Origin of the sequence: Mucilaginibacter gossypii (genome assembly GCF_017569325.2) — a bacterium.
GTDB classification, from domain to species: domain Bacteria; phylum Bacteroidota; class Bacteroidia; order Sphingobacteriales; family Sphingobacteriaceae; genus Mucilaginibacter; species Mucilaginibacter gossypii.
The window spans coordinates 6,019,455-6,043,884 of record NZ_CP071878.2 but is presented as its reverse complement, the minus strand read 5'-3'; the positions used below and the strand labels follow the sequence as shown (position 1 = coordinate 6,043,884).

Sequence of the window (24,430 nt, the reverse complement as noted above, 5' to 3'; positions counted from 1 at the left end):
GCTTTATGCTATTGTTATTCCAGCCTTGACTTAGTGTATTCAGGGATTATAATAGAAATGGGCCAATACATATGAAAAGCACCTCGTTATTAGCTTATTTTCCTTAAATAGAGCCGTCTGCAGGCAGTTAATTTCCATAAACCATTTTAATAAATTAATTTTGTATGTTTAATGAGCCTATTTATAAAACCCCAAAAACCAGGGAAATCAACAGACGAAGAACTACTTAGTGATTATCGCGCAAGCGGTAACCTAACAGTTTTGGGCAGCTTATATGAAAGATATATGCCCCTTGTTTATGGCGTTTGCCTTAAATATCTGAAAGATGAAGAACTGGCCAAAGACGCGGTAATGGGCATTTTTGAGGAGCTGGTTGATAAGGTTAAAAAGCATGAGATTAACCAGTTCAGGAGTTGGGTGTATGTACTTGGGCGCAATTATTGCTTGATGCAGTTACGGAGTGGTAAAAAGATGGAGTTGGTTAATTTAGATGAAGTTGTGGAATTTACCCCCTTTTTGCATCCTGAGGATAATAACAGGGAAGAGGCTTTGAAAGCTTTGGAGCACTGCATAGCAGGGTTAACCGGCGGACAAAAACAAAGTATCCACCTGTTTTATTTAAAAGAGAAGTGTTATAAAGAAATTGCCGGGATAACAGGATATACTTTAAATGAGGTAAAGAGTTATATCCAAAACGGTAAGAGGAATTTGAAAATTTGCCTCGAACGGAACAGTGCATAGTAAAAAGGCAAATATATTGCAAATACAGAAGTATCTCAACGGAGAGCTTGATGCCCGTGCTATGCATAAGCTGGAAATGGAGGCACTAAACGACCCTTTTTTGATGGATGCATTGGAAGGATATGAAAACATGGGGACAAGTCAACAGTTAAACCTTGCTGACCTTACCTCAAGACTGCGGCAGCGTACCGGAGAGAATAAAGGCCGTGTAATACCGTGGACCGTTTGGCCCATAGCGGCTTCGGTTTTAATAACGCTAAGTTTGGGAGGCCTTTATCTTAACAGATCTCCTAAATCCGAATTGCAAAGTAATAACATAACAGGAAACAAAAATTCTGTTCCGCCCGTGGTAGCTGCCGCCGATACCGTAAAGACCGGCGATACAGTTAAAAAAGCGAATACCAATACGCTCATACAGGCCCCATCAATTGCAGTAAGCAAAAAATCAAGACGGGCCAAGCAATCGGCTAATGCACTTTATCAGCAGGAAATTTCCGCTGGTGACAATAAAACAGCTTCTAATGATGTTGCTCCTCCTGTGGGCAGCAATATTTTAGCAGAACCGGCAACTCCGCCACCCGCTGCTAAAGATAAAGTTGCTTTGAAAGAAGAAGGCAATTTAAGTGAGCGGATAGTAGCAGGATACACAGCTCCAATTGCAAAAAAAGATACAGTAAGCCCGGATGTGATAGCACTAAGAGCGAATACGACCGTAGCGAAAGCAAAAGCTCCGCTGCAATTTAAATTACCCGGAAAGGTTGACGGTGTTACATCTTCACCAGCAACTATTTTTGGCAGCAGTAAATCAGCAGCACAATCATTATACATTGCCGGTACTATAATTTCGAGAGATGACGGCTCGCCTTTAATTGGTGCGGCAATCAGGATCAAAGGCACCAACCGGAGCACGGTAACTGACCTTAACGGAAAATTCGCACTCAGTTCGCCGGGGGATAAGGCGACACTTGATGTGGTTTATATTGGTTATGAGCCGAGGCAGGTTAACGCCACACGCGGCGATAGTATTAAAGTAGCGCTTAAGCCAGATTCCAGGGCCCTTAGCGAGGTGGTTGTAACTAAAAAAGACGATGACAACGGTGAGGTAAGTGTCACTGCGGCTCATCCGCAACTGGGCTGGGGCAGCCTGAAAAAATATTTACAAACTAATGCTGTACTGCCTGATGGTACTGCCGGCACCGTGACCGTAACATTTACGGTATTCCCGAGCGGCATCACAGATGAGTTTAGCATTAAAAAAGGCCTGAATGAAGCGGCCGATCAAAAAGCCATAGAGCTTATAAAAAATGGCCCCTCATGGGTTGGCAGTACTAACAACAAACCCGAAGTTGTTACTGTAAAGGTTAAATTCCAAAAGCAAAAATAATATGCCCAATAAAAAAGCTGCGTTGAATAACATCGACGCAGCCTTTTTTGGTATCTCTTTCTTTTTTCTATTTATTGTCCGGTAGTTTTTTTCCTATCAGCAAAAGCAAATACTTTTTGTAATAAAGGCGTTGTACGCGCGCCAAGATTTTGACGAATGTTAAGCTCTTCTTTGGCTATCTCCACAAATAAGCCGTCGATAGCCTTTTGGGTCACATAATCGCTGATGTCAGGATTAAGCTTTGATACAAACGGAACTTTATTGTAAGCCTGGGCCGCGTCAGTATAGTATTTGGTAGCGTTCACTTTGTTTAAGCTGCCCTGGATAACAGGTTTGAATTGCAGGCTTAATTTCGCGGTAGTTGTACGTTTAAAATATTGTGTTGCCGCATCCTGGCTGCCCAATAAAATATTGGTAACATCCTGCAGGGTCATTTGCTTAATAGCATCAACAAAGATAGGTTTTGCCTGTTTTGCAGCGTCTTCGGCTGCGCGGTTAAGCGAAAGGATCACATTATCGCAAAGGCTGTTCAGGCCAAGTCCGCGTAAGGTTTTCTCTGCCTTTTGCGCTTCGGGCGGAAAAAGGATCTTGATAGCGGCATTGCCAAAAAAACCGTTAACTGCCGATAGTTGATCCGAGCTTTTACCTGTGCCTATTTCAAGGGCCTGTTTTAAACCGTTGCCTATTTCAAGCGACGTTGGTGTTCCCTGGTTTTGAATAGTGGCGTTAGCTACCTGGTTTAGCGTATCACAGCTGGTGAATGTAATTAAAGCTATTAAGACGGGGATAATGAGTAGTCTTGTTTTCATAGTAGTAAAACTAACAAAATTACTACCGGTTTGTTTAGGCAAAGAAATGTAATAATGCAAATACACCGGCGGCAATCAGGGCCGAAATAGGTATGGTAATGATCCACGCCCAAACCAGGTTAATGGTTACGCCCCAGCGCACGGCCGATACACGTTTGGTTAAACCCACGCCTATAATTGAGCCGGTGATAGTATGTGTTGTTGAAACCGGAATCCCGAAACGCTCGGTAATAAACAGGGTGATAGCACCAGCAGTTTCGGCACTTACACCTTCAAGCGGGGTAACCTTGGTTATTTTTGAGCCCATGGTTTTAACGATCTTCCAACCGCCCGACATGGTGCCCGCAGCAATAGCTGAGTAACAAGCTAAAGGAATCCACTCCGGCATTACTGAGCCTGGCTTTATCACTTTTGAAGCAATAAGGCTTACGTACAAAATCCCCATTACTTTTTGAGCATCATTACCTCCATGAGCAAAACTTAATGCCGCGGATGAAACCAGCTGCATACGCTTAAACCAGCGTTCCGCGGTGGCCGGCCTGGCAGCCTTGCACAGGTGTAGTATTAAAATGGTTACAACATAAGCTATAATTAAACCAATAAACGGGGCAAGTACGATGTAGGCAACAATTTTAAGCACATATTGCATTTCAACAGCATGCAGGGCGTTGGCACCCATATAAAGCGCGTTAGTCATACCGGCACCGGCAAAGCCCCCAATAAGGGTATGCGACGAGCTTGAAGGGATTCCGAACCACCATGTAAACAGGTTCCAGGTGATGGCTGCTACCAAACCAGCCAGGATCACATGCAGGGTAACATAGTGCTCCAATACAATTTTAGATACGGTATTAGCAACCTTATGATCTTTTATAAAAAAGTAAGCTGCAAAGTTGAATACCGCGGCCATTAACACTGCCTGAAACGGTGTTAATACTTTTGTAGATACAATGGTAGCTATAGAGTTTGCGGCATCATGAAAGCCATTGGTGTAATCAAACAACAGGGCGAGTACAACAATAACTACAAGTAGGGAAGTAACCATTTAGCTGGGGATAAGATTTACTTAAGCGTTTTTAACCAAGATTGACTCCATAACATTAGCTGCGTCTTCGCACATATCGGTAGCAGTTTCAAGGGCGGCTAATATTTCTTTGTATTTAATCAGGCGGATAGCATCCTTTTCATACAGGAACAAGTCGGCTACAGCGCGGTCAAAAACATAATCAGCCTGATTTTCAACACTATTTATCCTGATGCATGAATCGGCGATATTACGCACGTTCCTAAGGTCTTTCAGTTCTCTTACAGCTTTTTCCAAATCAACACTGGCCTGCAGTATCAGGTCAGATAGCTTACGGATGTGCTCATTTAAATCATCTATCCTGTACAGGCTCATGCGGTTGGCCGCACCCTGTATATAGTCAGCCACATCATCAATAGCTGTTGCAAGGGCATGGATATCTTCACGGTCAAAAGGCGTAATGAAGTTTTTGCCAAGCTCCAGGTAAATTTGGTGAGTATATTCGTCGCCTTTGTTTTCAAGCTTGTCAATCTGTTTATATAAATCCTCGCGGGTTGCAGGGTTGTTTGAATTAACTGCTTCAACCAGTATGGTAGCCATAGCTACAACATTGGCCGCGGCTTGTTCAAACAGCGGGAAGAATATTTTTTTATCCTTGGGTACAAAATACTGGAATATACTGTTTAGCGACATAGTGATTTGAAATTGGTGTAAAGGTACAGTTAGTATGTTAAATTATTGTTAACTTTTTAACACAGGTAAATTCGGAAAAGGAATGGTTTGTTTAGCTCTTGCTAATGTAAAACCAAACGTTGAGCCAAGCCCTTCTGTACTGCGCACATTGATGGTTTGCTGATGGGCTTCAATAATATGCTTTACAATAGCAAGCCCCAGCCCGGAGCCGCCAATTTGCCTTGAACGGCTGCTGTCTGTACGAAAAAAACGCTCAAATAACCTTGGCAAAAACTTTTCTTCAATACCTATACCATCGTCAGTAACTTCAACCAAAACCTGGTCATGCAGTACAAAAAGGCTTACCGAAGTACTGCCTTCTTCTTTACCGTACTTAAACGAATTATCTATCAGGTTCACGAGCACCTGTCTTATTTTTTCCCTGTCGGCATTCACTACAATAGGCTCATCGTACTTTTGCTTAAATATAAGTTTAATGTGGTACTGCTTGCCTTTGATCTCCAATGATTCAAAAACCTCTTTGATCAGGTCGTTGATCTTGAATTTAGTGTAATTAATAGGCATCTCGCCCGATTCAAGTTTGGAAATTTCATCAAGGTCTTTGATCAGGTAGCTTAGCCGGTCAACATTTTTTGAAGCTTTTTCCAAAAACTGGCGGGCCATTTCCTTATCATCAAAATCATCATCCTGCAGGGCCTCAATGTAACCCTGGATAGCAAATAGCGGGGTTTTAAACTCGTGCGAGATATTGGATAAAAAATCACGGCGAAATTTTTCCTGTTTGCGGAGTTCGTCTATCTCGGTCTTTTTCTGTTTTGCCCATTCCTTAACCTCCTGCTCTACATCGGCAATGGGGTTGGCGCTCACGTGTTCTCCAAGGGCATCTCTAAGGTCGCGTCCTAATTTCAGGTTATGGATCAGTTTGTAAATTAGCTTGATACGGGAGTAGATGTATTTTTCGATGAGGTAGTAAAAAACGAAGTAACTTACACCAAGGGCCACCGAGAAAGTAACCATTACATCGTACCATTTATGCTGAAAATAAAAATTAACGGCCGAGAGCGTAATTGCCACGCCAAGCGAGGTTGTTAAAACCAGTACACGCAAATTCATAGCGTAAAGCTACGATTTATAGATGATTAACTCCCACCTGAAAGGCCAGCGCCATGTTAATTTAAAATTATCAATTTGTGCTTTTTTTAATAAAGCTAACAATTCGTACCTTTTAAAACCGCGCTTAACCGAAAGCGGACCATCATTTTGGGCCATGGCACTACGGGTAAAAACATGGGTTATAAACACTATGGCATGATATAAAAGCCAGTGACGGTGCAGGTCGGTAATGATAATTCCTTTTTGTGCCGAGGCTTGCATGTTTTTGATGAGCTTAATCCAGCGGTCATCATCAAAATGGTGTGTAAACAGGCTGCAAATGATCACATCAGCCGGTTTAATGAGATATGCTTCGTCAATAACATCGGCTTGGATAAAATTAATATTGTTATAATCCATTGCCTGTTTTCGGGCATAATTAATAGCAGCCTGTGCTGCGTCAACGCCGTTTAAGTTAAGATCGATTTGCTTGCTTTCGGCCCATTTAGCAATAGCTATCAGGGTGTCTCCTCCTCCACAGCCCCAATCAATTACCGAATAACCATTGTAGATGGGAAGCTTTTTCAACGAGCCGATGATGCTTTTATGACCACCAAACAAGGCATTCATCTTTCCCAAACCTTCAAGCACTGGGTTTATTTCGGCCGATGGCAGATCAAAATCATCCATGATCTCAGGGGCATTCGTACGGTAACTTAAATCGGGCATATAATATATACGCCTGAACTATACAAATGGTTGGCCGTGAGTTTTACTTATCAGGTATTGTGCAACAGAAGGCAGGTGATTGAGCGTATTTAAAGTAAGGGCCGTTATGTTATCGTTGCCAAATAAACGCTGTAACTGCCGGCCAACCCAAAGCCTTTGCGCAAACTGTTTGTTCCAGCTTTGGGCATAATCCTGCTCAAGGCTGGCGCGCTTTTCAGGATTAAAGCTGCCTGGTTTATAGTGTGTAATGATCTTTTCGGAAAGGATTTTGGCCGAATGGATGGCCATGGTCATGCCGTTACCGCAAAGTGGGGCTATCATCCCGGCGGTGTCTCCGCTCATCAGGATGTGATTATCAACAGGCGCCTTTTTCTCAAAGGAGATTTCGTTGATCACCTCCGGTTTATCCAGTAAAAACCTGGCGTTACGAAAGATCTCATCGAGGTAAGGGTTCCTGCGGATCACGTTCTCTTCCAGAGCCTGTAAAGTGCCGTACTTGCGCAGGTCATCCCGGTGTGCCATGTAGCACATGCAATACCTGTCGCCATCGGTTTTGCTTACCCCGCAATAGCCGTCTTTATAATTATTAAGCTGGATGAGATCGGTAGGGAAATCCATCTGTAAATGGAACTTTACTGCCAGGTATGGGCTGCGTTTATAAAAGAACGGTCGTTTAAGTTTTTGATCGAGATTGGAGCGTTTACCGAACGAGCCGATAGCCAACGGGGCTGTTAATGTTTCGCCGGGAGTTACAACTTCAAATTTTTCGCCAGCAAAACGAATATCCTCCCCCCGTGTGCCGGTTAAAATATCAACTCCTTCGGCGAGGGCTTTTTGGTACAGAAAATTATCGAAAGTAAACCTGCTTAAACCAAAGCCGCCCAGGTCAAGCTTTTGCGAAAGTTTGGTGCCGGATGTTGCTGTTACTTCGAGCCGGTTGATGCGGGCAACATTCAGTTCATCAAGATTGATGCCCAAAGAAGACAAAAAAGGGATCACCTCGTTAGAGATATACTCGCCGCAAACGCGGTGCATCGGGTAAGTCTTTTTTTCAATAACTGTCACTTTTAGCCCCGCGCGGTTAAGCAAGATGGCGTTGAACAATCCGGCCAGGCCTCCGCCAATTACAATTACATCGCTCATACCGGCTTAGTGCATTTCGAGTATCATCCCCTCAACGGTTAACCCCGGGCCAAAGGCGAAACTCAATATCTTTTGATCAACCAAATTACCTGCCTTCAGCATTTTATCCAGCACAAATAAAATAGTAGCCGACGACATATTACCGTATTCCTGCAAAACCTGATAAGCAAAGGCGTTGCTTTCTTCAGGTAATTCCAGGGCGTCTTCCACTGCTTCTAAAATGGTACGCCCGCCGGGGTGAACAGCATAAGCGGTAATATCATCCATCTCAGTTTTGGCCTTTTGCAAAAAGCGCTGTGTAAGTGATTTGATATGTTTCTTGATTTGTTTGGATACCCTGGAGGTGAGTTTCATTTCAAAACCAGTATTGCCCACATACCAGCCCATCTCATTACGTGCTTCAGTAACAAATTCTGAATAGAAGTTTTTGAGTAAAAGGTAATTGCCACTGCCTAAACGGTTAGCCGTATTTTCGACCAAAACGGCAGCAGCCCCATCTGAAAATAGTGAATTAGCAACCCAGTTATCCAGCGTATTCACTTTTTGAAAATGGAGCGTACAAAGCTCTACACTAACAACAAGCACTTTTGCGCCGGCATCGGCCCGGCAAATATAGTCGGCTACTTTGAGCCCGTTTATGGCGCCGTAGCAGCCCATAAAGTTGATGCAGGTACGTTCGGTATCGCGGTTTAGCTGCAGCCGGTCCACAAGTTCGATATCAATCCCAGGTGCGTGCATACCCGTACAGCTAATGGTTACCAGGTGTGTAATGCTGCCGATAATGTCATCTCCAAATTTTTGAAGGCAGTTTCTTGCGGCATTTACAGCTATGGCGATGGCTTCCTTTTCGTAAAGCTTTAACCTTTTCTGTGTGTCAGGGAATGGCTCGAGCCCTGCTGATTGTTCAAAAAAAGTGAAATCTGCCGCATCACGATAGCCAAAATCAGGAATTACCGAATAGCGGTAATCAATTCCCGAATGGTCATAAATCCCCTTTAACCTTGCTGCATTGATTGCGTCCAGCCTAAAGGCGTTAGCCATAAAATGGTAAATATCCTGCTGGGCAATACGATTGGCGGGATTTGCTATCCCGATAGCACTAATGCAACTCTCCATTAAAAATGATTAAGCGTTTTATTTGCTGATCTCTGCCTCAACCGAAACATTGGCCTCATTTGAAAGGATCAGGTTTTTGCCGCCTATGCCAAAATCTGTCCTCGAAATCATAAAGCTTCCTTTCAGTTGTGCTGTATTACCTGATTCCGTATACGTAAAAGGTACTTCAATCAACTTTGTTTTATCTCTTATAGTTACGTTAAAATTACCGATATAGTTGCTCCCGCTTTTACGTTTAAAGGAAACTGACTTTAGCGTGATCTTTGGATATTTAATTACGTCAAAATAATCTTCGCTTTTAAGATGCTTATCACGGCTTTCGTTATCGGTATTAACAGTGTTGGATAACACTGACGCTTCAATAGAGCTGCCTTCCAGGTCATTAGGCTTAAACTTAATATCGGCCTGCAAACCGCCAAAGGTGCCGCCAACATTAAAGCCAAGGTTTTTAATCTTAAAACTGATATCTGATTTAGATACCGTTTGCGCGAAGCCTGCTGCCGTCGCGAAAATTAAAAGTACAACTATATAAATTTTCTTATTCATGTTACATTAACGTTGTTTCAAACATAATAATTTATACTGAAGGAATTTTGTACTTAAGGTTGTATGTTTATAACCGTAATCAGGCAACCTAATGTTGCCTCCGACAGTAATTTATAATGTAAAACACGCCATGAAGTTTAAACAATTTATCCCTACCCGGTCGGCATTTGCGCATTTAAGGCTTGTGTTTTCTGTTTTTTTGCTGCCGGTGTACCTGTTTGCCTTTAGCCAGGCCAGTGCAGTGAAAACGTGGGCAGCTGTGCTCGTGTTTTTCATCTGGCATTTTTTAGCATTTCCGGCCAGCAATGGCTATAACAGTTATTTTGACAAGGATGAAGACAGTATTGCCCTGTTAGCCAAACCGCCCGAAGTGGATCTCAGCCTGTATTATTTTTCCATTTTGCTGGAGGTTATTGCGTTTTTGCTTGGCTTTATTATTAGCTGGGAGTTTGCCTGTGCTGTGCTTATTTATGGCATTATGTCAAAATTATACAGTCACCCGGCTACCCGTTTAAAGAAATATCCCATCATCAGCTTTTTAACGGTGTTCATTTTCCAGGGATGCTTTATTTATTACACCACCTACACCGCCCTTACCGGCACAAGCCTGTTTGACCATTGGGATTTAGGGCTGATCATTCCGGGGGCTATCAGCTCCTGCCTCATCGGGGCATCATACCCCTTAACCCAGGTGTATCAGCATGAAGAAGACAGCAGGCGGGGCGATAAAACGCTCAGTATTGTTTTAGGCTACAAAGGCTCTTTTATTTTTTCGGGCGTATTGTTTGCCGCGGGGATAGCCCTTTCTTACTGGTACTGGCACCTGGCCGGGATGATGCTTAACTTTTATTTCTTTATTGCATGCGCCGCACCGATATTTTTCTTTTTTAATTATTGGTTTTATAAAGTAGGACAATCAACAGCTAATGCAAATTTTAAAAACGCTATGCGTATGAATTTCATTAGCTCAGGTTGTATGCTGATTTATTTCGGGGTACTGGCGGTGTTTAGTTGATAGATAGATCTAAAAATTAACGCGTCATTGCGAGGCACGAAGCAATCCCAAACTATGCAGATTCGCTCTGTAGGTCGAGGATTGCTTCGTGCCTCGCAATGACGCGTTGTATTATAGCAATTCTCTCTCTTACTTTTTCGCAGCCCAGGCATCCATTTTAGCCTCAAAAACCGCCATTGGCATGGCGCCATCTTTTAAAACCTGGTCATGAAATTCGGCGATATTGAATTTGCCGCCTAATTGCTTTTCATATTTAGTGCGCAGTTCGCGAATTTTGAGTGCGCCTATTTTGTAGCTCAATGCCTGGCCGGGAATAGCCATATAACGTTCAATTTCGGCAGTTGCACCTTGCTCGCTGATAGCTTCGTTATCCATCATATATTTAATAGCCTGCTCACGGGTCATTCCTTTGGTGTGGATGGCGACATCAACCACCAAACGGATAGCGCGGTGAATCTCATCGCCTAACGCACCCATATACTGGTACGGATCGGTGTACAAGCCGAGCTCTTTCCCTAATGATTCGCAATACAGCGCCCAGCCTTCTACATAGGCAGTTTCCCCGCCATCAAAGCGACGGAATTTTGGCAATGAAGCGTTTTCCTGGGTTAACGAAATCTGGTAATGGTGACCAGGAATTGCTTCATGCAAAAACAATGATTCCATACCCGATGTGGTGTTGAATTGGGTTGCATCCAGTATCGGCACATAAAAAATACCGGGACGGGTACCATCTGCCGAACCCTGGTTATATTCGGCACTGGCCGATGCCGCGCGGAAGGCTTCGGTTTGCCTGATCTCGAAAGGGGTTTTAGGCACATGGTTAAACATTTTTTGCAGGTTTGGCTCCATGCGTTTGTGAATGTTTTCAAAAGCACCAAGTACATCCTTCGGGGTTTTGTAAGGAGTAAACTTAGGGTCAGTTTTCATGTATTCAAAAAACGCCTTCAAATCGCCCTTAAAGCCAACACTGCTTTTGATGCTATCCATTAAGCCACGGATCCGGGCAACTTCTTTCAAACCCAATTGGTAAATTTCTTCCGGAGTTTTATCGGTAGTGGTTTGTTGTTTAACTAAATAGGTGTATTTAGCAGTACCATCCGGCAGGGATGAAAAACCCGAGGTTGCACGTGCGTGGGGCAGGTATTGATTTTTCAGGTAATCGGCCAGTTTTTGGTAGGTTGGGTTAACTATGGTAGTTATCGCTTTTTTATAAGCCTCGGTCAGCTGTTTTTTATCCGCATCCGAAAAATCCTTCGGCATATTCTTAACTGGTCCGTAGAACAGGCTTTTTTCTACATCTTGTGATACCAGGTCCTGCATTTCGGGAATCATTTTAACAACTAACGATTTTGGCAGCACTACGCCTGTTTTGATGCCTTTGTTAAAATTGGAGATGGCGGTATCCGCCCAGATCTGGAAAGCAGATAAACGTTTCAGCCAGTCGTTATAATCAACAACCGTTTTAAAGGGCTGCGCGCCAGAGCCCGAGCCCAGCTGCCCCATGGTAATTGGCAGGGCATAAAACTGGTTAAAAGGCATGTACTCAAAATGATACTTGAAATTATCAAGGGCCAGTTGCACCTCGTAGGTAAATATATCGTATGATAGCCTATCGTCTTCGTTCAGTTCTGCGCGGTCAAAGTTTTTCACTTTCGACAAGTAAACCGAGTTATAATCATGCGCCTTTTTCAAAAACTCAGCAGAGCCATCGTTAGGTAGCAAGTCATTATAGCGCCTGTCGCCAATGTAGGTTGCATTAAGCGGGTAAAGTTTTAAGCCGTCCTGGAAATAATCTTCAAAAACTTTGGCGAGATCCTTATTGGCTGGAATGCCGCTGGCGGTGTCTGTTGATTTAGGTTGATTACAGGCTGCAAACGAACCTGCTATGAATAGCATGAGTAGTATTTTTTTCATGAGGGTGTTGTTTAAACGATAAAGCTACGGAAAGGGAAAATATAATCAATAATGATATCTGCATTGCAGAATAAATATCGCGTCTGCTTCTACTCTGTAAATTAGCCTGTGTTCGAGATTTATCCGGCGCGACCACCAACCAGCTAAATTATGTTTTAACGGTTCGGGCTTTCCACTTCCTTCATATGGAGTTCGTTCTATTTCTTTGATAAGAGAGTTGATCTTCTTTAAAATAGATTTATCTGTCGTTTGCCAATAAAGGTAATCTTCCCATGCAGGGTTTTGGAAAATTATCTTCACTCTTCAAGTAGCTTTCTTTCCTTGCCTAAACCTTTTTCATATTCCTGGATACCATGAAGTAATCTTTCTGCATTTTTAGGGCTTTTTAAAAGATAGAAAGTTTCCTCCATGCTTTCGTAATCAGCTTTCGATATCACAACAATATCTTCGGCATTGGCACTTGTCACTACCAAAGGCTTATGATCATTCCGCACCTTATCTAAAAAAGATTTTAGTTGCTGCCTGAAGGCAGTGTAAGTTGTGATCTCCATTCAAATTAGTTTTTATAAAGGTATAAAACCAAAACAACATGTACAAGTTTCTGTACATGTTGTTTTGGTTTACGTTAAGAGATAAACTTACGAAGTTTTGATTAATGCTTACAATCCCATTTCCTTCTTCAAAAACTTGCCTGTAAAGCTGCTCTTCACTTTGCACAAGCCTTCGGGTGTACCGGAGAACAGGATATTACCGCCGCCCGAGCCGCCCTCCGGGCCAAGGTCAATTACGTGGTCGGCCACTTTAATAACATCAAGATTATGTTCAATTACCAAAACAGTATTGCCTTTATCAACCAATTGGTTAAGTACACCTAACAATACGTTGATATCTTCAAAGTGCAAACCTGTAGTAGGTTCATCCAATATATAAAAGGTGTTACCGGTATCTTTTTTAGATAGCTCGGTAGCCAGTTTAACACGTTGCGCCTCACCGCCCGATAGTGTGGTTGAAGCCTGTCCTAAAGTTATATAACCCAAACCTACGTCGTTCAGGGTTCTTACCTTACGATAAATAGATGGGATGTGTTCAAAAAATGGCGTAGCGTCCTCAATGCTCATATCCAGCACATCGCTGATGGACTTGCCCCGATAACGCACTTCCAGCGTTTCTCGGTTGTAGCGCCTGCCGCCGCATTCTTCGCATGGTACCTGCACATCGGGCAAAAAGTTCATTTCAATTACCTTCATGCCTGCACCCTGGCAGGTTTCGCAACGGCCGCCCTTTACGTTAAACGAGAAACGACCTGGTTTATATCCCCTGATCCTTGATTCCGGTAGTGCCACGAACAGATTGCGGATGTCCGAAAACACCCCGGTATAGGTAGCAGGGTTTGAGCGCGGTGTACGACCGATGGGGGTTTGATCTATCTCAATTACTTTATCAATATGTTCCAATCCCTCAACTTTTTCATAAGGTAACGGTTGTTTCTTCGCCCTGAAAAAATGATGGTTCAGAATAGGGTATAAAGTTTCGGTGATCAGGCTTGATTTACCGCTGCCCGATACACCGGTTATGCCGATCAGTTTACCTAAAGGGAAATCGACCGATACTTTCTTAAGATTGTGACCGGTAGCTTTTTTCAGGCTCAGGGTTTTTCCATTACCTTCGCGACGTTTTTTAGGTACAGCTATTTCGCGCTCGCCATTGATATATGAAGTGGTAAGCGTATGCTTTTCCATTAGCTGCGCCGGAGTACCTTCGGCAACAACCTGGCCACCATGTACACCTGCCGCCGGGCCCATGTCAATTACGTGGTCGGCCTCCAGTATCATGTCTTTATCGTGCTCAACAACCAGTACCGTGTTTCCTAAATCACGCAGATTTTTAAGGGCGTTGATCAAACGTTCGTTATCGCGTTGGTGCAAACCGATACTTGGCTCATCCAAAATGTACATCACATTCATCAACTGTGAACCAATTTGTGTAGCCAGCCTGATCCGCTGCGCTTCACCGCCCGATAGGGTCTTGGCAGTACGATCAAGCGTTAAATAGCTCAAACCTACATCCAGCAAAAACACTATACGTGCGCGGATCTCTTTCAGGATCTCTTTAGCAATCACATTCTGGCGCTCGTTAAGACGGTCTTCCAGGCCATCAAACCAATCCTGCAGGTGATTGATATCCATGCAGGCCAGCTCGAAAATATTCTTACCATCTACCTTAAAATGCAGCGACTCTTTTTTAAGCCTTGCGCCTTCGCAAACCGGGCAGGTACGGAGCACACGATAGTTCTCCATATCGTCCATCCCCTCGTCATTGCGGCGTTCCTGCTGCTCCTCCAGCATACGGATGATGCCTTCAAACGTGATCTGATAGCTTTGAACATTCCACTTGTTATATTCTACAGCAACACTCAATGTTTCAGGGGCGCCGTTCAGGATCATATCCAACTGATCGCGGTTCAGCTTTTCGATAGGGGTTGAGAGCGAGAACTCATACTTTTTAGCCAACGATTTCAACACCTGGAAAATCCATGTTTCGCGGTATTCACCAATAGGGGCTAAACCGCCATTCATGATGCTCAGTTTCGGATTAGGGATTACCGAAGCTTCATCAACCTCAAAAATATAACCCAGTCCGTTACACTTTTCGCAGGCACCATAAGGAGAGTTGAACGAAAATGTATTGGGTTGAGGCTCATCATATGAGATGCCCGAAACCGGATCCATCAGGTATTTACTATAATAGGATACATTATTATCCTTATCGGCAATACGGATAATGCCCTTGGCAATTTTTAAAGCCTGCTGAACGGAAGTATATAAACGTTTGCTATCCTTTTCACTCACCACCAGGCGGTCAACCACAATATCAATATCATGGATCTTGTAACGGTCAACCTGCATTTTGGGTTCAACATCGGCAATGGCGCCATCTACCCAAACTTTTAAAAATCCTTGCTTGCGGATGGACTCAAACAATTCGCGGTAGTGGCCTTTACGTGCCTTTACCACCGGAGCCAGGATATTAACCGGCTGCCCGTCAAATTTTTCGCTGATGGTTTTGAGGATCTGGTCTTCGCTCATGCGTTCCATCTTTTCGCCGGTGGTATACGAGTAAGCATCACCCGCACGGGCGAAGAGCAAACGCATAAAATCATAGATTTCGGTAATAGTACCTACGGTGGAACGCGGGTTTTTGCTGGTGGTTTTTTGCTCTATAGCAATAACAGGGCTCAGGCCCGACACCTTATCAACATCCGGCCGCTCCATCCCGCCCATAAACTGGCGTGAGTAGGCCGAAAATGTTTCCATATAACGGCGCTGGCCTTCAGCATAAATAGTATCAAATGCCAGTGATGACTTACCGCTGCCGCTCAAGCCGGTAATTACCACCAGTTGGTTGCGCGGAAAGGAAACATCTATATTTTTCAGGTTATGCACCCGGGCACCATAAACTTCAACTTCACTTTGCTCGCCCAGGTCAACAAGAGGTTTTGTACTCATACTTTATTAATATGGATTTATTGACATTGTTTGAAGCTAATTATTATAGTTACCTGTTTTTTACAAAACCCTGCTTTCCTAAAATTTTTGGCTTAAACCATCAACAGTTTGCTACAAATATAAGCAAAAAAGGCCGATCATCCACTGTGGATGACCGGCCTCAAAGTGCTCCGTAATGTAATCTTTTAATTAATTTACAGTATGATTACCTGCTGTTAATTAATTGCCAGCAACTGTGATGCAGGCGGAATGACAAAATAATTATCATACCCGTGCTCTTTTGGCTGCTCTATAACTGCTTTCATGGCAATTAGCTTGTAAACATATGAACCGGTTTCGCGGTTCAGCTTCATGCGAAAGTAGTTATCTTCTTTTTGCTTGTTAATGGCACGCGCTAATTTGATCGAGCCATTGTTGTAGGCAGCAGCAGCCAGTGTCCAGCTGTTAAATTCATCGTATAGTTCTTTGATATACTTGCAGGCTGCAATGGTTGACTTGCGAAGGTTTTTCCGCTCATCAACGCCATGGCCTACTCTAAGTCCGTAAGTACGCGCTGTACCCGGCATAAATTGCCAAAAACCCGACGCTCCTTTAGATGATGTACCCGATTTAAGGCCTGACTCGACCAGCGGTACATACTTAAAATCTTCGGGGATACCATAAAACTTCAAAATTGGTTCGATAACGGGGAACCATAGCTCGGCTTTGCGGTGCAATATATTGCTTTGCACGCTTTTATAGTCATGCTGCCTGAGCGATTTGTTGAGTTTACGCGTAACCCTTGCGTCATTAACTGGTAAAGCCTCATTGGCAAAGTTGTAAGCAACTGCCTTTGAGCTTTTGAGAAAAATAAAATCTGAGGTTCGGGCGCTTAAAGTTGCCGCTTTTGCAGCCTTTTCGATGATCGTTGTACCGAAAATATTAAGCTCTGAAATGAGAACCAGCACCAGTGTTACGGAGCACGTAAGTAAGTGTTTTTTAATCATTTCTTTTCCTATCATTTAACTATACATTTGGTAGAATGTGCTGCAAAGATAGGTTATACAGATCACATAATCAAATACTTACCGTTTTGCTAACTTTTTTAGAGTTGGTTTTTGGTTCAAAAACGGCGTTTAAAACCGTTTAAACGGCGATTTTCCAAGCGGATATTTTTTTGATCTTTTTAGATAAAAATTGGCAAAAAAGCGTAACTTTGACCCTCACGCTGCGAAAGCGCTAAACAAAAAATTATGGTATTTAAGAGACCAGCAGGTAGTCGCGACGACAAACCCGGAAAGTCGTCATCAAGGAGTTCAAGATCCGACGACCGACCAAAAAAATCAGCATCAACCCCAAAAGGTAAAGCTACTCCAAACGGAGAGAAAAAAATACTTTCCAGACCGGAAAAAACATTCCAAAGCAACAGGTTCAGTGACGATAAGCCCAAAAGCAATTTTAGGGGAGGTGAATCATCTGGCGATAAAAGATCAGGCGCTAAGCCAAGGCCTTACTCTGGCAGGCCTGCATCCGACAGCGACGAAAGGCCAAAAAGAAATTTTGGCGGCGATAGCACAGGCGAAAGGAAGTCATTTAGTGGCGGCCCGCGTAAACCTTACAGCGGCAGGCCAACAACCGGCGATAACGAAAGGCCAAAAAGAAGTTTCGGCGGCGAATCACAAGGCGAAAAAAAACCTTACTCATCTCCGCGCACCCGTTCTTCAGCCAGTTTTGAGGGAAAGCCTAAAAGAAGCTTTGGCGGTGATGCAGGCGGCGAACGTAAATTTGCACCAAGAGGAACCGAGGGGGGCATCAAAAAACGCGAAGGCGGCTTTAAAGAGAAATCACCATTTGGCGAAAGGCCGGCACACAGGCCGCATGACAGGGAAAACCAACAGGATGCCCCTAAAATCATGCGCGGGCGTAAAAATTCTCCAGCTAAAAAATCAGAAGACGATGGGCTGATCCGCCTGAACCGTTACATATCAAACGCGGGTATTTGTTCACGCCGTAAGGCCGATGAACTGATTACCGCGGGTGTAGTATCTGTAAACGGCGAAGTGGTAACAGAATTAGGTACCAAAGTTGATCCGTTTAAGGATACTATTAAGTATAACGGCGAAACGCTGAAACGCGAGAAAATGGTTTATGTATTGTTAAATAAGCCAAAGGATTATATCACAACTACAGATGATCCGCAGGAGCGCCGTACCGTAATGCACCTGGTTGAAAAGGCAAGCCGCGAGCGTATTTACCCTGTTGGCCGTCTTGACCGTAACACCACCGGTTTATTATTAATGACCAACGATGGTGATTTGGCCGATAAACTTTCGCACCCGCGTAACAGCATCACTAAATTATACCAGGTTGAACTGAGCAAAAGCTTAACCCAGGGCGACCTGAATAAATTAACTTTTGGCCTTGAGCTGGAAGATGGCGTTATTAAACCTGATTCGGTATCATACGTTACCGGAGGTTCAAAACGCGAGATCGGCATCCAAATCCACAGTGGTAAAAACCGTATTGTGCGCCGTATGTTTGAACACCTTGGTTACGAAGTGGTAAAACTGGACAGGGTGGTTTATGCAAACCTTACCAAAAAGGACCTTCCGCGTGGCCGCTGGCGTTACCTTGATGAAAAAGAGGTGATCCAGTTAAAACACCTTATGAAATAATAAAACGCCCCGTTAAACAGCGGGGCATTTTTTTTGTCTATTTTGTTATCTTGCACAGCAATAATTGTAAGGCTAAGCTGAATGCATAAAGCTTAAAGCTATATGATTGTCAGTATTTTTGCTATTTGTGAATTAATTAAATAGACCTTATATAATCGACCATGAAGAAATTTCTTTTGATCATAGCTATGCTTTCACCGGCGCTAACATTTGCACAAAATAAAAAAACAGGGCCTAAAACTTTCGACCTGGTGGTTGGTACTTATACCACCGGCAAAAGTAAAGGTATTGTGGTATACCGTTTTTATGCCGAAACCGGCAAGCTGGCCTACCTCAGTGAAATTGATGGCGTAAATAATCCGTCGTATTTAACGTTAAGCGCCAATAATAAATTTATTTACGCGGTTAACGAACTGCCTAAAGGCGAGGTAAGCGCATTTTCATTTGAGCCCAAAACGGGCAAAATGACTTTTATCAACAAGCAATCAACACTGGGTGCCGATCCATGCCACATATCTGTTGATAAAGCACAAAAAAACCTGATCATAGCTAACTACTCAAGCGGCAACGTTGCGGTGATGCCTTTAAATAAAGATGGTTCGATAGCTAACGGAATTCAAACAGTACATGATGATGGCCATAGCATAAACAAGGAAAGGCAGGAATCTGCTCACGCGCATATGGCGGTCCTTACACCCGATGAAAAATATGTATTGTATAATGACCTTGGCACCGATAAAATAAATGTTTACCGCTACCGTCCTTCAAAAGAGCCCCGTATTGTACCCGCAACACCGGCCTTTGTAAGTGTTACTGCAGGTGAGGGCCCAAGGCACCTGGAATTTTCGGCCGATAAAAAGACTGTTTACCTGGTAACTGAAATGGGATCGAACGTAATTGCATTTGATTACAATAACGGCAAGCTGAAACAGAAACAATCCATTACCATGCTGCCAGATGGCTTTACCGGCCAAACTGCAGGTGCCGCTATTCATCTGTCGCCTGATGGCCGTTTTCTGTATGCTTCAAACCGTTTGGAAACCAACGAGATCAATATTTATGCTGTTAACCAGGAAACAGGTTTGCTTACTTTTGTAGCGCGCCAGTCCACCTATGGCAAAAACCCACGCGATTTTGCTATCGACCCAACAGGTAATTTCCTGATAGTAGCTAACCAGAACAGCGATAACATGTGGGTATTTAAAATAGATCAAAACACCGGTAAACTTGCCCAAACAGGTATCAGAGTTGATATTGGCAACCCGGTATGTTTAAAATTTGCACCAGCGGAGTAAAAAGGTGAAAGGATAAAGGTAAAAGGCGAAAGGTTTGGCCTCGCGCTGAAAATGAAAAAGGCGAAGTTTGAGATATTCCGAACTTCGCCTTTTTCGTTTTATCAGCTGGAAAGGAAACCTTTAACCTTTCGCCTTTTACATTTATCCTCAATTAAGGGTTTTTAGTAAACGAATAAACTATATATCCGGTACTGTTGCCTACAGTAACGGGCGATTTCAGGGTCATGGTTGAGCCATCGTTGCTGGCAATATCCAAACGATATCCTTCTGAAACGTTTTTGGCTTTATCCCCTTCATAAAGTTTTTTGAACTGGAATTGGGTACCGGTTGTACCACCGTTATAAACCGACCAGAAAATGGTTTGCGATGTTCCGTTGGTTAAAGTGTAGATACCATTACCGCTGTTGGTGAGCTTCCATGTGCTGCCAACAAAGGCTTCGGGTGGAGCCTGATCAAATACGCTCTGTACTGCATTTTGTACAAGGCCGTCATAACTTACATTATTGCAGGTCCAGGTACCAACAAATTTACCGCGCGATACATTAGACGTAGTTGTGCTTTTGGTTGACGAGCAGGCCGAAATGACCAAAACAAGTGAAAAGATTGCGATTGAGGTCTGAATTAACTTTTTCATGACAGTATATTTTTATGCATAAATAGCATAAATCCTGCCAAAGTATGTAATTATAAATTCACCGCTTGCTGGCGGGCGCGTTTTTCTAATTCAATTAGCCTTTTACTGATTGATTCGGCAATCTGGTCGGCTTCACGCACTTTTTTAAGGCTATTAATAAACTTAGGGTTAGTATCCCTTTCCGATAAAATTTTACCGATTTGCTTAATAATGTTCATAGGTTATTCCTTATAGCTCTATTTTACGGGGGATATGCCAGCAAGGTTTCGTTTATGCCACGAATATCGAATAAACTTAGTTTAACGTTTTACCAAACAGAAAAAAACCCTCACAACCGGTAAACTTCCGTATGGTAAGGTGCTAAGTCTAAAATTGAGGCTGATACCTTAAAGCGGTCATTCACCGGCTTCATTTAAAAATGCGATCAAGCGTTCCATAGCTTTTGCCCGGTGACTAATGGCATTTTTTTCCTCCATGCTCATCTCGGCAAAGGTAATGTCGTATCCTTCGGGCTCAAAAATGGGGTCGTAACCAAAACCGCCGCTCCCGCTTAACTCCTGCCGGATGCTACCTTCAACAGTGCCTTCAAAAAAATGCTCCTCGCCGTTCCATATCAATGAAATTACCGTGCGAAAGCGGGCTTTACGGTTAGTTTCGCCGTTCAAATTATCGAGCACTTTACTGATGTTTGCCGCATGATTGCCATGGGCGCCAGCATACCTGGCCGAGTATACGCCCGGCTCTCCGTTCAGGGCGTCAATTTCCAGCCCGCTGTCATCGCCAAAGCAGTTAAGCTTATATTCGGCATACACATGGTGACTTTTGATGGAAGCATTAGCTTTAAAAGTTGTACCTGTTTCCTCAATATCATCATGACAACCAATATCGTTCAGGGTTAGTAACTGGATAGCGCCATTGAGCTTGGCCGAAACCTCATCAAGCTTATGGCGGTTATTGGTAGCAAAAACTAATTGCTGCATATATCTTAGAAGCTGTTTAAAAACGGTTCAACATAATTCTTATGGCAGATAAATGAACGATGGCAGTACTTGTATTGTTAAAACGCTCATAATTCTTAGCGGCTCTTCTGTTAGTATCGATCCATGCAAATGTCCGTTCTACGATCCAGCGCTTTGGTAATACTTTAAAGATGTGTAATTCGCTTCTTTTTATTACCTCAAAAGCTATTTTGAATTTGTTTTTCACTTTATCGATTAGCGCGCCCCGGTAACCATTATCGGCAAATATTTTAATGATATTGTTCCATGTTTCAAATAGCTTAGCGATTACATCCATCGCTCCGTCCCTATCCTGAACCGAAGCACTTTGAATAACCACAGCAAGCACCATCCCAAGCGTATCAACAATAATGTGACGTTTGATCCCTTTTATTCTTTTTCCTGCGTCAAAACCCCTGCTTTCGCTGCTTACAAGTGTTGATTTGATAGATTGAGCATCAATTATACCAACCGTTGGTTGCTCGGTTTTCCCTTGCTTTAACCTCGTTTGCTGAACGAGGCTCTCCTGAATTACTTCAAAGATCTCCTGATTTTTCCATGTGTTAAAATAGTAATAAACCAGTTGCCAGGGTGCAAAATCCTTTGGTAGCATACGCCATTGACAGCCCGTTTTTACCAGGTAAAGAATACCATTTATGATTTCTCTCAGTTCATAACGACGGGTACGTTGTGTATCAAAGTATTTTGATATAAATTGCCATTGGCTATCGCTTAAGTTGCTTGGGTAATTTGTCATTCTAATTGGGTTTGTGGTTATTCACAATTAGTATTTATTCAAGCTATCAGCGATGGCCTTTTTATCAACTTTTCAACACATAACATTTTCTTTCACCCGTTTTTAAACAGCTTCTTAGTGGCGTGTTTTATTTATAATGTTTTAACCAACTCCCAAAAGGTTTTTTTGTAATCCACATTATCCATCATTTCATCAAATGAATAACTGTAAAGCACAGTGATTCCGTTTGAGGTTACCGGTTTATTAGGTTTAAGCACCTTTATGTCCTGTGGCAGGGCATCCCCGCCCAAAACAAGTACCTTGGTTGGTTTAAAAAATGTTTTTAACTGACTGAATTTGGTTTCACTGTAATTTGCCAGATTGAATATCGCCACGTCGTCGGGGTTAAGTTCTTTACGCTTCAAGATGTTTTCAAGGGCGGTTAAATGTTCGGCAACTATAAACCCGGCATTTTTATACCATGTTAGCACCAAAAAGTTCTTTAAGTTTTTACCCAAATACTTAAATTCATCAACTGGCGTTTTTATTACTACCTGAGGTTCAGGAGTTAAAGATGGAACAATGGTTGCCGACACCGGTTTGGCATTTTCAGTTACAGGAGATAGTGGTACTGCCGCAGGAAGTTCGGATTCAGTAATTTTATCATATAACAGTTTATCTGCATTGAGCAGGTAAAGTTCATCCTCTAACAAAAAACGAAACGCGGCGGGGTTCTCAACTTTCACTTTAACAAATTTTAACCAAAAGTAGTTAAACGGTTTCAAGCTTTATAGGCATATTAGCACAATTATAGCCGGTTGGTTTTGCAGAAAATATTTGTTCGGTTATAATTAATAAATTTTACCGAAATTCGTAGTTTTTAACGGGTTAACTATCCCGTTTTATTTAGTATAACAGCGTTACATGAGAAAGTTAGGAGTATTAGTACTAAGTTTTATTTTAACAATAACATTTGCAAAGGCACAGGTAGCATCAGATACAGCAGCAAAAAAACTGGTTAAAGCCGATTCGGTTATTGCCCCCACATCCGGCAAAACGCTTGATAAAATTGCAGCCGTAGTTGGTAACAGCCCGATACTGCTATCAGACATTGAACTGTCGTACGCTAACTTCCTGGTACAGGGAAACCAACCTGACCCATCTGTTAAAGCCCGTATTTTACAAACTTTGTTAACCCAAAAACTGCTTGCCCAGCAAGCCGCAATTGATAGTATTGAAGTAAAGGAAGAAGATGTTGATGCCAACGTTGACCGCCGTATGCGCGAAATGACACAGCGCGCGGGCGGGCAGGAAAAACTGGAAGCATTTTTAGGCCGTTCGGTTATCCAGTACAAAGATGAGATCAGGCCCGACCTGAAAGAGCAGATGGTTGCTCAAAAAATGCAGCAGCACATTACCGAGAAGCTGAATGTTACCCCTCAGGATGTTAAAAAATACTACGATGGAATCCCTAAGGACAGCTTGCCTTCATTTAATAAAGAAGTTGAAGTTGGTGAGATTGTTTTTCAGCCTAAGTTAACTAAAGAAGAAAAAGACCTTTACAAAGCTAAGGCCGAAGAGTTAAGGCAGCGTGTTAAAAAGGGCGAAGACTTTGGTACACTGGCCAGGCTTTATTCGCAGGATCCGGGTTCGGCGCCTGAAGGAGGCGACCTTGGTTTTGCCGACCGCACCACTTTTGTGAAGGAATTTACCGCAAACGCCTTCAAGTTAAAAGCTGGTGAAATTTCCCCGGTGTTTGAAACGGATTTTGGGTTCCACTTTTTACAGGTGATTGAGCGCCGCGGCGAACAGGTTCACGTAAGGCATATTCTCATTACACCCATTGTTACGCAGGCCAGTTTGGATAGGGCGAAAGCAAAAGCCGATAGTATTTACAACTTACTTATAAAAGACAAAAATGTAGGTGTCGATTTTTCAAGCGCCGCAGCCTATTACTCAGACAATAAAGACACTAAATACAACGGTGGTATGATGCTTAATGCCGAAGACGTACAAAGCCGTTCAACATTTATCCCTACCGATAAACTTGATCCTAAAGTGGCGCTTATTACCGATACGATGAAAATTGGCAGCATTTCAAAACCTGATCTGTTTACCGGCGCCGATGGTAAAAAGAGCTACAAAATATTGATGCTTAAATCGGCCACAAATGCCCATAAAGCTAATTTAGAGCAGGATTTCCCTAAACTTAAGGAGTATGCCTATAATGATAAGGTTAACAGAACGGTATCTCAATGGTTCGAAAAACGCCGCAAGGAAACTTTCATTAAAATTGATAAAGAATATCAGGCATATGATGTGTTGAAGAAATGGGTAAATACCAATCCCTCGCCCGTAATCCCGGAGACCAAAACCAAATCATCATCTAAATAATTTT

General features: G+C 42.9%; 24 protein-coding genes. 6 read left to right on the top strand and 18 right to left on the bottom strand.

Annotated elements, in window-relative coordinates:
* Nucleotides 1–171: 171 nt before the first annotated feature.
* A complete protein-coding gene (locus tag J3L18_RS25710) occupies nucleotides 172–741 on the top strand; it encodes an RNA polymerase sigma factor (protein ID WP_129568199.1) in 570 nt (189 codons plus the stop codon).
* Between the two features lie 16 nt (nucleotides 742–757).
* Nucleotides 758–2,125 carry a carboxypeptidase-like regulatory domain-containing protein gene (locus J3L18_RS25705; protein ID WP_129568198.1) on the top strand — a complete coding sequence of 456 codons (1,368 nt, stop codon included), beginning with the start codon at nucleotides 758–760 and terminating at the stop codon, nucleotides 2,123–2,125.
* 71 nt (nucleotides 2,126–2,196) lie between these two features.
* Here J3L18_RS25705 and J3L18_RS25700 read toward each other — a convergent pair whose 3' ends face one another.
* From J3L18_RS25700 to J3L18_RS25665, 8 genes are read right to left on the bottom strand one after another with little or no spacing between them, the layout of a single operon-like run.
* A complete protein-coding gene (locus J3L18_RS25700) occupies nucleotides 2,197–2,934 on the bottom strand; it encodes a DUF4197 domain-containing protein (RefSeq protein ID WP_091169712.1) in 738 nt (245 codons plus the stop codon).
* A gap of 34 nt (nucleotides 2,935–2,968) precedes the next feature.
* Entirely contained in the window at nucleotides 2,969–3,979 is a 1,011-nt protein-coding gene (locus J3L18_RS25695) for an inorganic phosphate transporter (RefSeq protein ID WP_090532528.1), read from the bottom strand.
* A 21-nt stretch (nucleotides 3,980–4,000) separates the two neighbouring features.
* Nucleotides 4,001–4,651, bottom strand: a complete 651-nt coding sequence (locus J3L18_RS25690) for a DUF47 domain-containing protein (RefSeq protein ID WP_091169240.1) — start codon at nucleotides 4,649–4,651, stop codon at nucleotides 4,001–4,003.
* Nucleotides 4,652–4,699: 48 nt separating this feature from the next.
* A complete protein-coding gene (locus tag J3L18_RS25685; RefSeq protein ID WP_091169237.1) occupies nucleotides 4,700–5,764 on the bottom strand; it encodes a sensor histidine kinase in 1,065 nt (354 codons plus the stop codon).
* Between the two features lie 9 nt (nucleotides 5,765–5,773).
* Nucleotides 5,774–6,472 carry a methyltransferase domain-containing protein gene (locus J3L18_RS25680; protein ID WP_129568197.1) on the bottom strand — a complete coding sequence of 233 codons (699 nt, stop codon included), beginning with the start codon at nucleotides 6,470–6,472 and terminating at the stop codon, nucleotides 5,774–5,776.
* Between the two features lie 18 nt (nucleotides 6,473–6,490).
* Entirely contained in the window at nucleotides 6,491–7,615 is a 1,125-nt protein-coding gene (locus J3L18_RS25675; RefSeq protein WP_129568196.1) for an NAD(P)/FAD-dependent oxidoreductase, read from the bottom strand.
* A gap of 6 nt (nucleotides 7,616–7,621) precedes the next feature.
* On the bottom strand, nucleotides 7,622–8,731 hold the full coding sequence (locus tag J3L18_RS25670) for a type III polyketide synthase (protein ID WP_129568195.1): 1,110 nt from the start codon (nucleotides 8,729–8,731) through the stop codon (nucleotides 7,622–7,624).
* Nucleotides 8,732–8,749: 18 nt separating this feature from the next.
* Nucleotides 8,750–9,277 (bottom strand): YceI family protein, encoded by a 528-nt coding sequence (locus J3L18_RS25665; protein WP_129568194.1) that lies wholly within the window; start codon nucleotides 9,275–9,277, stop codon nucleotides 8,750–8,752.
* A gap of 130 nt (nucleotides 9,278–9,407) precedes the next feature.
* On the opposite strand from J3L18_RS25665, the gene J3L18_RS25660 reads away from it, so the two are divergent.
* Nucleotides 9,408–10,292 (top strand): UbiA family prenyltransferase, encoded by an 885-nt coding sequence (locus J3L18_RS25660; RefSeq protein ID WP_129568193.1) that lies wholly within the window; start codon nucleotides 9,408–9,410, stop codon nucleotides 10,290–10,292.
* Between the two features lie 129 nt (nucleotides 10,293–10,421).
* On the opposite strand, the gene J3L18_RS25655 is transcribed toward J3L18_RS25660, so the two are convergent.
* From J3L18_RS25655 to J3L18_RS25635, 5 genes are all read right to left on the bottom strand, one after another.
* Complete coding sequence (locus tag J3L18_RS25655) at nucleotides 10,422–12,209, bottom strand: DUF885 domain-containing protein (RefSeq protein ID WP_129568192.1); 1,788 nt, start codon at nucleotides 12,207–12,209, stop codon at nucleotides 10,422–10,424.
* 45 nt (nucleotides 12,210–12,254) lie between these two features.
* The gene (locus J3L18_RS25650; protein ID WP_090532546.1) at nucleotides 12,255–12,509 is read right to left on the bottom strand and encodes a Txe/YoeB family addiction module toxin; all 255 of its coding nucleotides are present in this window, start codon (nucleotides 12,507–12,509) and stop codon (nucleotides 12,255–12,257) included.
* Nucleotides 12,506–12,760: a type II toxin-antitoxin system Phd/YefM family antitoxin gene (locus tag J3L18_RS25645; protein WP_090532548.1), complete on the bottom strand. Its 255-nt coding sequence runs from the start codon at nucleotides 12,758–12,760 to the stop codon at nucleotides 12,506–12,508. The genes J3L18_RS25650 and J3L18_RS25645 overlap by 4 nt, the downstream gene beginning before the upstream one ends.
* Before the next feature lie 108 nt (nucleotides 12,761–12,868).
* A complete protein-coding gene (uvrA, locus tag J3L18_RS25640) occupies nucleotides 12,869–15,715 on the bottom strand; it encodes an excinuclease ABC subunit UvrA (protein WP_129568191.1) in 2,847 nt (948 codons plus the stop codon).
* A gap of 215 nt (nucleotides 15,716–15,930) precedes the next feature.
* Nucleotides 15,931–16,716: a lytic transglycosylase domain-containing protein gene (locus tag J3L18_RS25635; protein WP_243771435.1), complete on the bottom strand. Its 786-nt coding sequence runs from the start codon at nucleotides 16,714–16,716 to the stop codon at nucleotides 15,931–15,933.
* 231 nt (nucleotides 16,717–16,947) lie between these two features.
* On the opposite strand from J3L18_RS25635, the gene J3L18_RS25630 reads away from it, so the two are divergent.
* Both J3L18_RS25630 and J3L18_RS25625 read left to right on the top strand, forming a co-directional pair.
* Nucleotides 16,948–18,369 (top strand): pseudouridine synthase, encoded by a 1,422-nt coding sequence (locus J3L18_RS25630; RefSeq protein ID WP_129568189.1) that lies wholly within the window; start codon nucleotides 16,948–16,950, stop codon nucleotides 18,367–18,369.
* A gap of 161 nt (nucleotides 18,370–18,530) precedes the next feature.
* Nucleotides 18,531–19,664 carry a lactonase family protein gene (locus J3L18_RS25625; RefSeq protein ID WP_091169211.1) on the top strand — a complete coding sequence of 378 codons (1,134 nt, stop codon included), beginning with the start codon at nucleotides 18,531–18,533 and terminating at the stop codon, nucleotides 19,662–19,664.
* Nucleotides 19,665–19,815: 151 nt separating this feature from the next.
* On the opposite strand, the gene J3L18_RS25620 is transcribed toward J3L18_RS25625, so the two are convergent.
* The 5 genes from J3L18_RS25620 to J3L18_RS25600 form a co-directional block, all read right to left on the bottom strand.
* Nucleotides 19,816–20,298, bottom strand: coding sequence for a hypothetical protein (locus J3L18_RS25620; RefSeq protein ID WP_091169207.1), 483 nt, complete (start codon nucleotides 20,296–20,298; stop codon nucleotides 19,816–19,818).
* 50 nt (nucleotides 20,299–20,348) lie between these two features.
* Nucleotides 20,349–20,516 carry a hypothetical protein gene (locus J3L18_RS25615; protein ID WP_167516291.1) on the bottom strand — a complete coding sequence of 56 codons (168 nt, stop codon included), beginning with the start codon at nucleotides 20,514–20,516 and terminating at the stop codon, nucleotides 20,349–20,351.
* A 177-nt stretch (nucleotides 20,517–20,693) separates the two neighbouring features.
* Nucleotides 20,694–21,278: a non-canonical purine NTP diphosphatase gene (locus J3L18_RS25610; RefSeq protein WP_129568188.1), complete on the bottom strand. Its 585-nt coding sequence runs from the start codon at nucleotides 21,276–21,278 to the stop codon at nucleotides 20,694–20,696.
* Between the two features lie 16 nt (nucleotides 21,279–21,294).
* Nucleotides 21,295–22,053 (bottom strand): IS5 family transposase, encoded by a 759-nt coding sequence (locus J3L18_RS25605; RefSeq protein ID WP_129571991.1) that lies wholly within the window; start codon nucleotides 22,051–22,053, stop codon nucleotides 21,295–21,297.
* A 131-nt stretch (nucleotides 22,054–22,184) separates the two neighbouring features.
* Nucleotides 22,185–22,778 carry a hypothetical protein gene (locus J3L18_RS25600; RefSeq protein WP_129571942.1) on the bottom strand — a complete coding sequence of 198 codons (594 nt, stop codon included), beginning with the start codon at nucleotides 22,776–22,778 and terminating at the stop codon, nucleotides 22,185–22,187.
* Nucleotides 22,779–22,956: 178 nt separating this feature from the next.
* Between J3L18_RS25600 and J3L18_RS25595 the strand changes: the two genes are divergently transcribed.
* Nucleotides 22,957–24,426 (top strand): peptidylprolyl isomerase, encoded by a 1,470-nt coding sequence (locus tag J3L18_RS25595; RefSeq protein ID WP_091169198.1) that lies wholly within the window; start codon nucleotides 22,957–22,959, stop codon nucleotides 24,424–24,426.
* Nucleotides 24,427–24,430 lie beyond the last annotated feature (4 nt).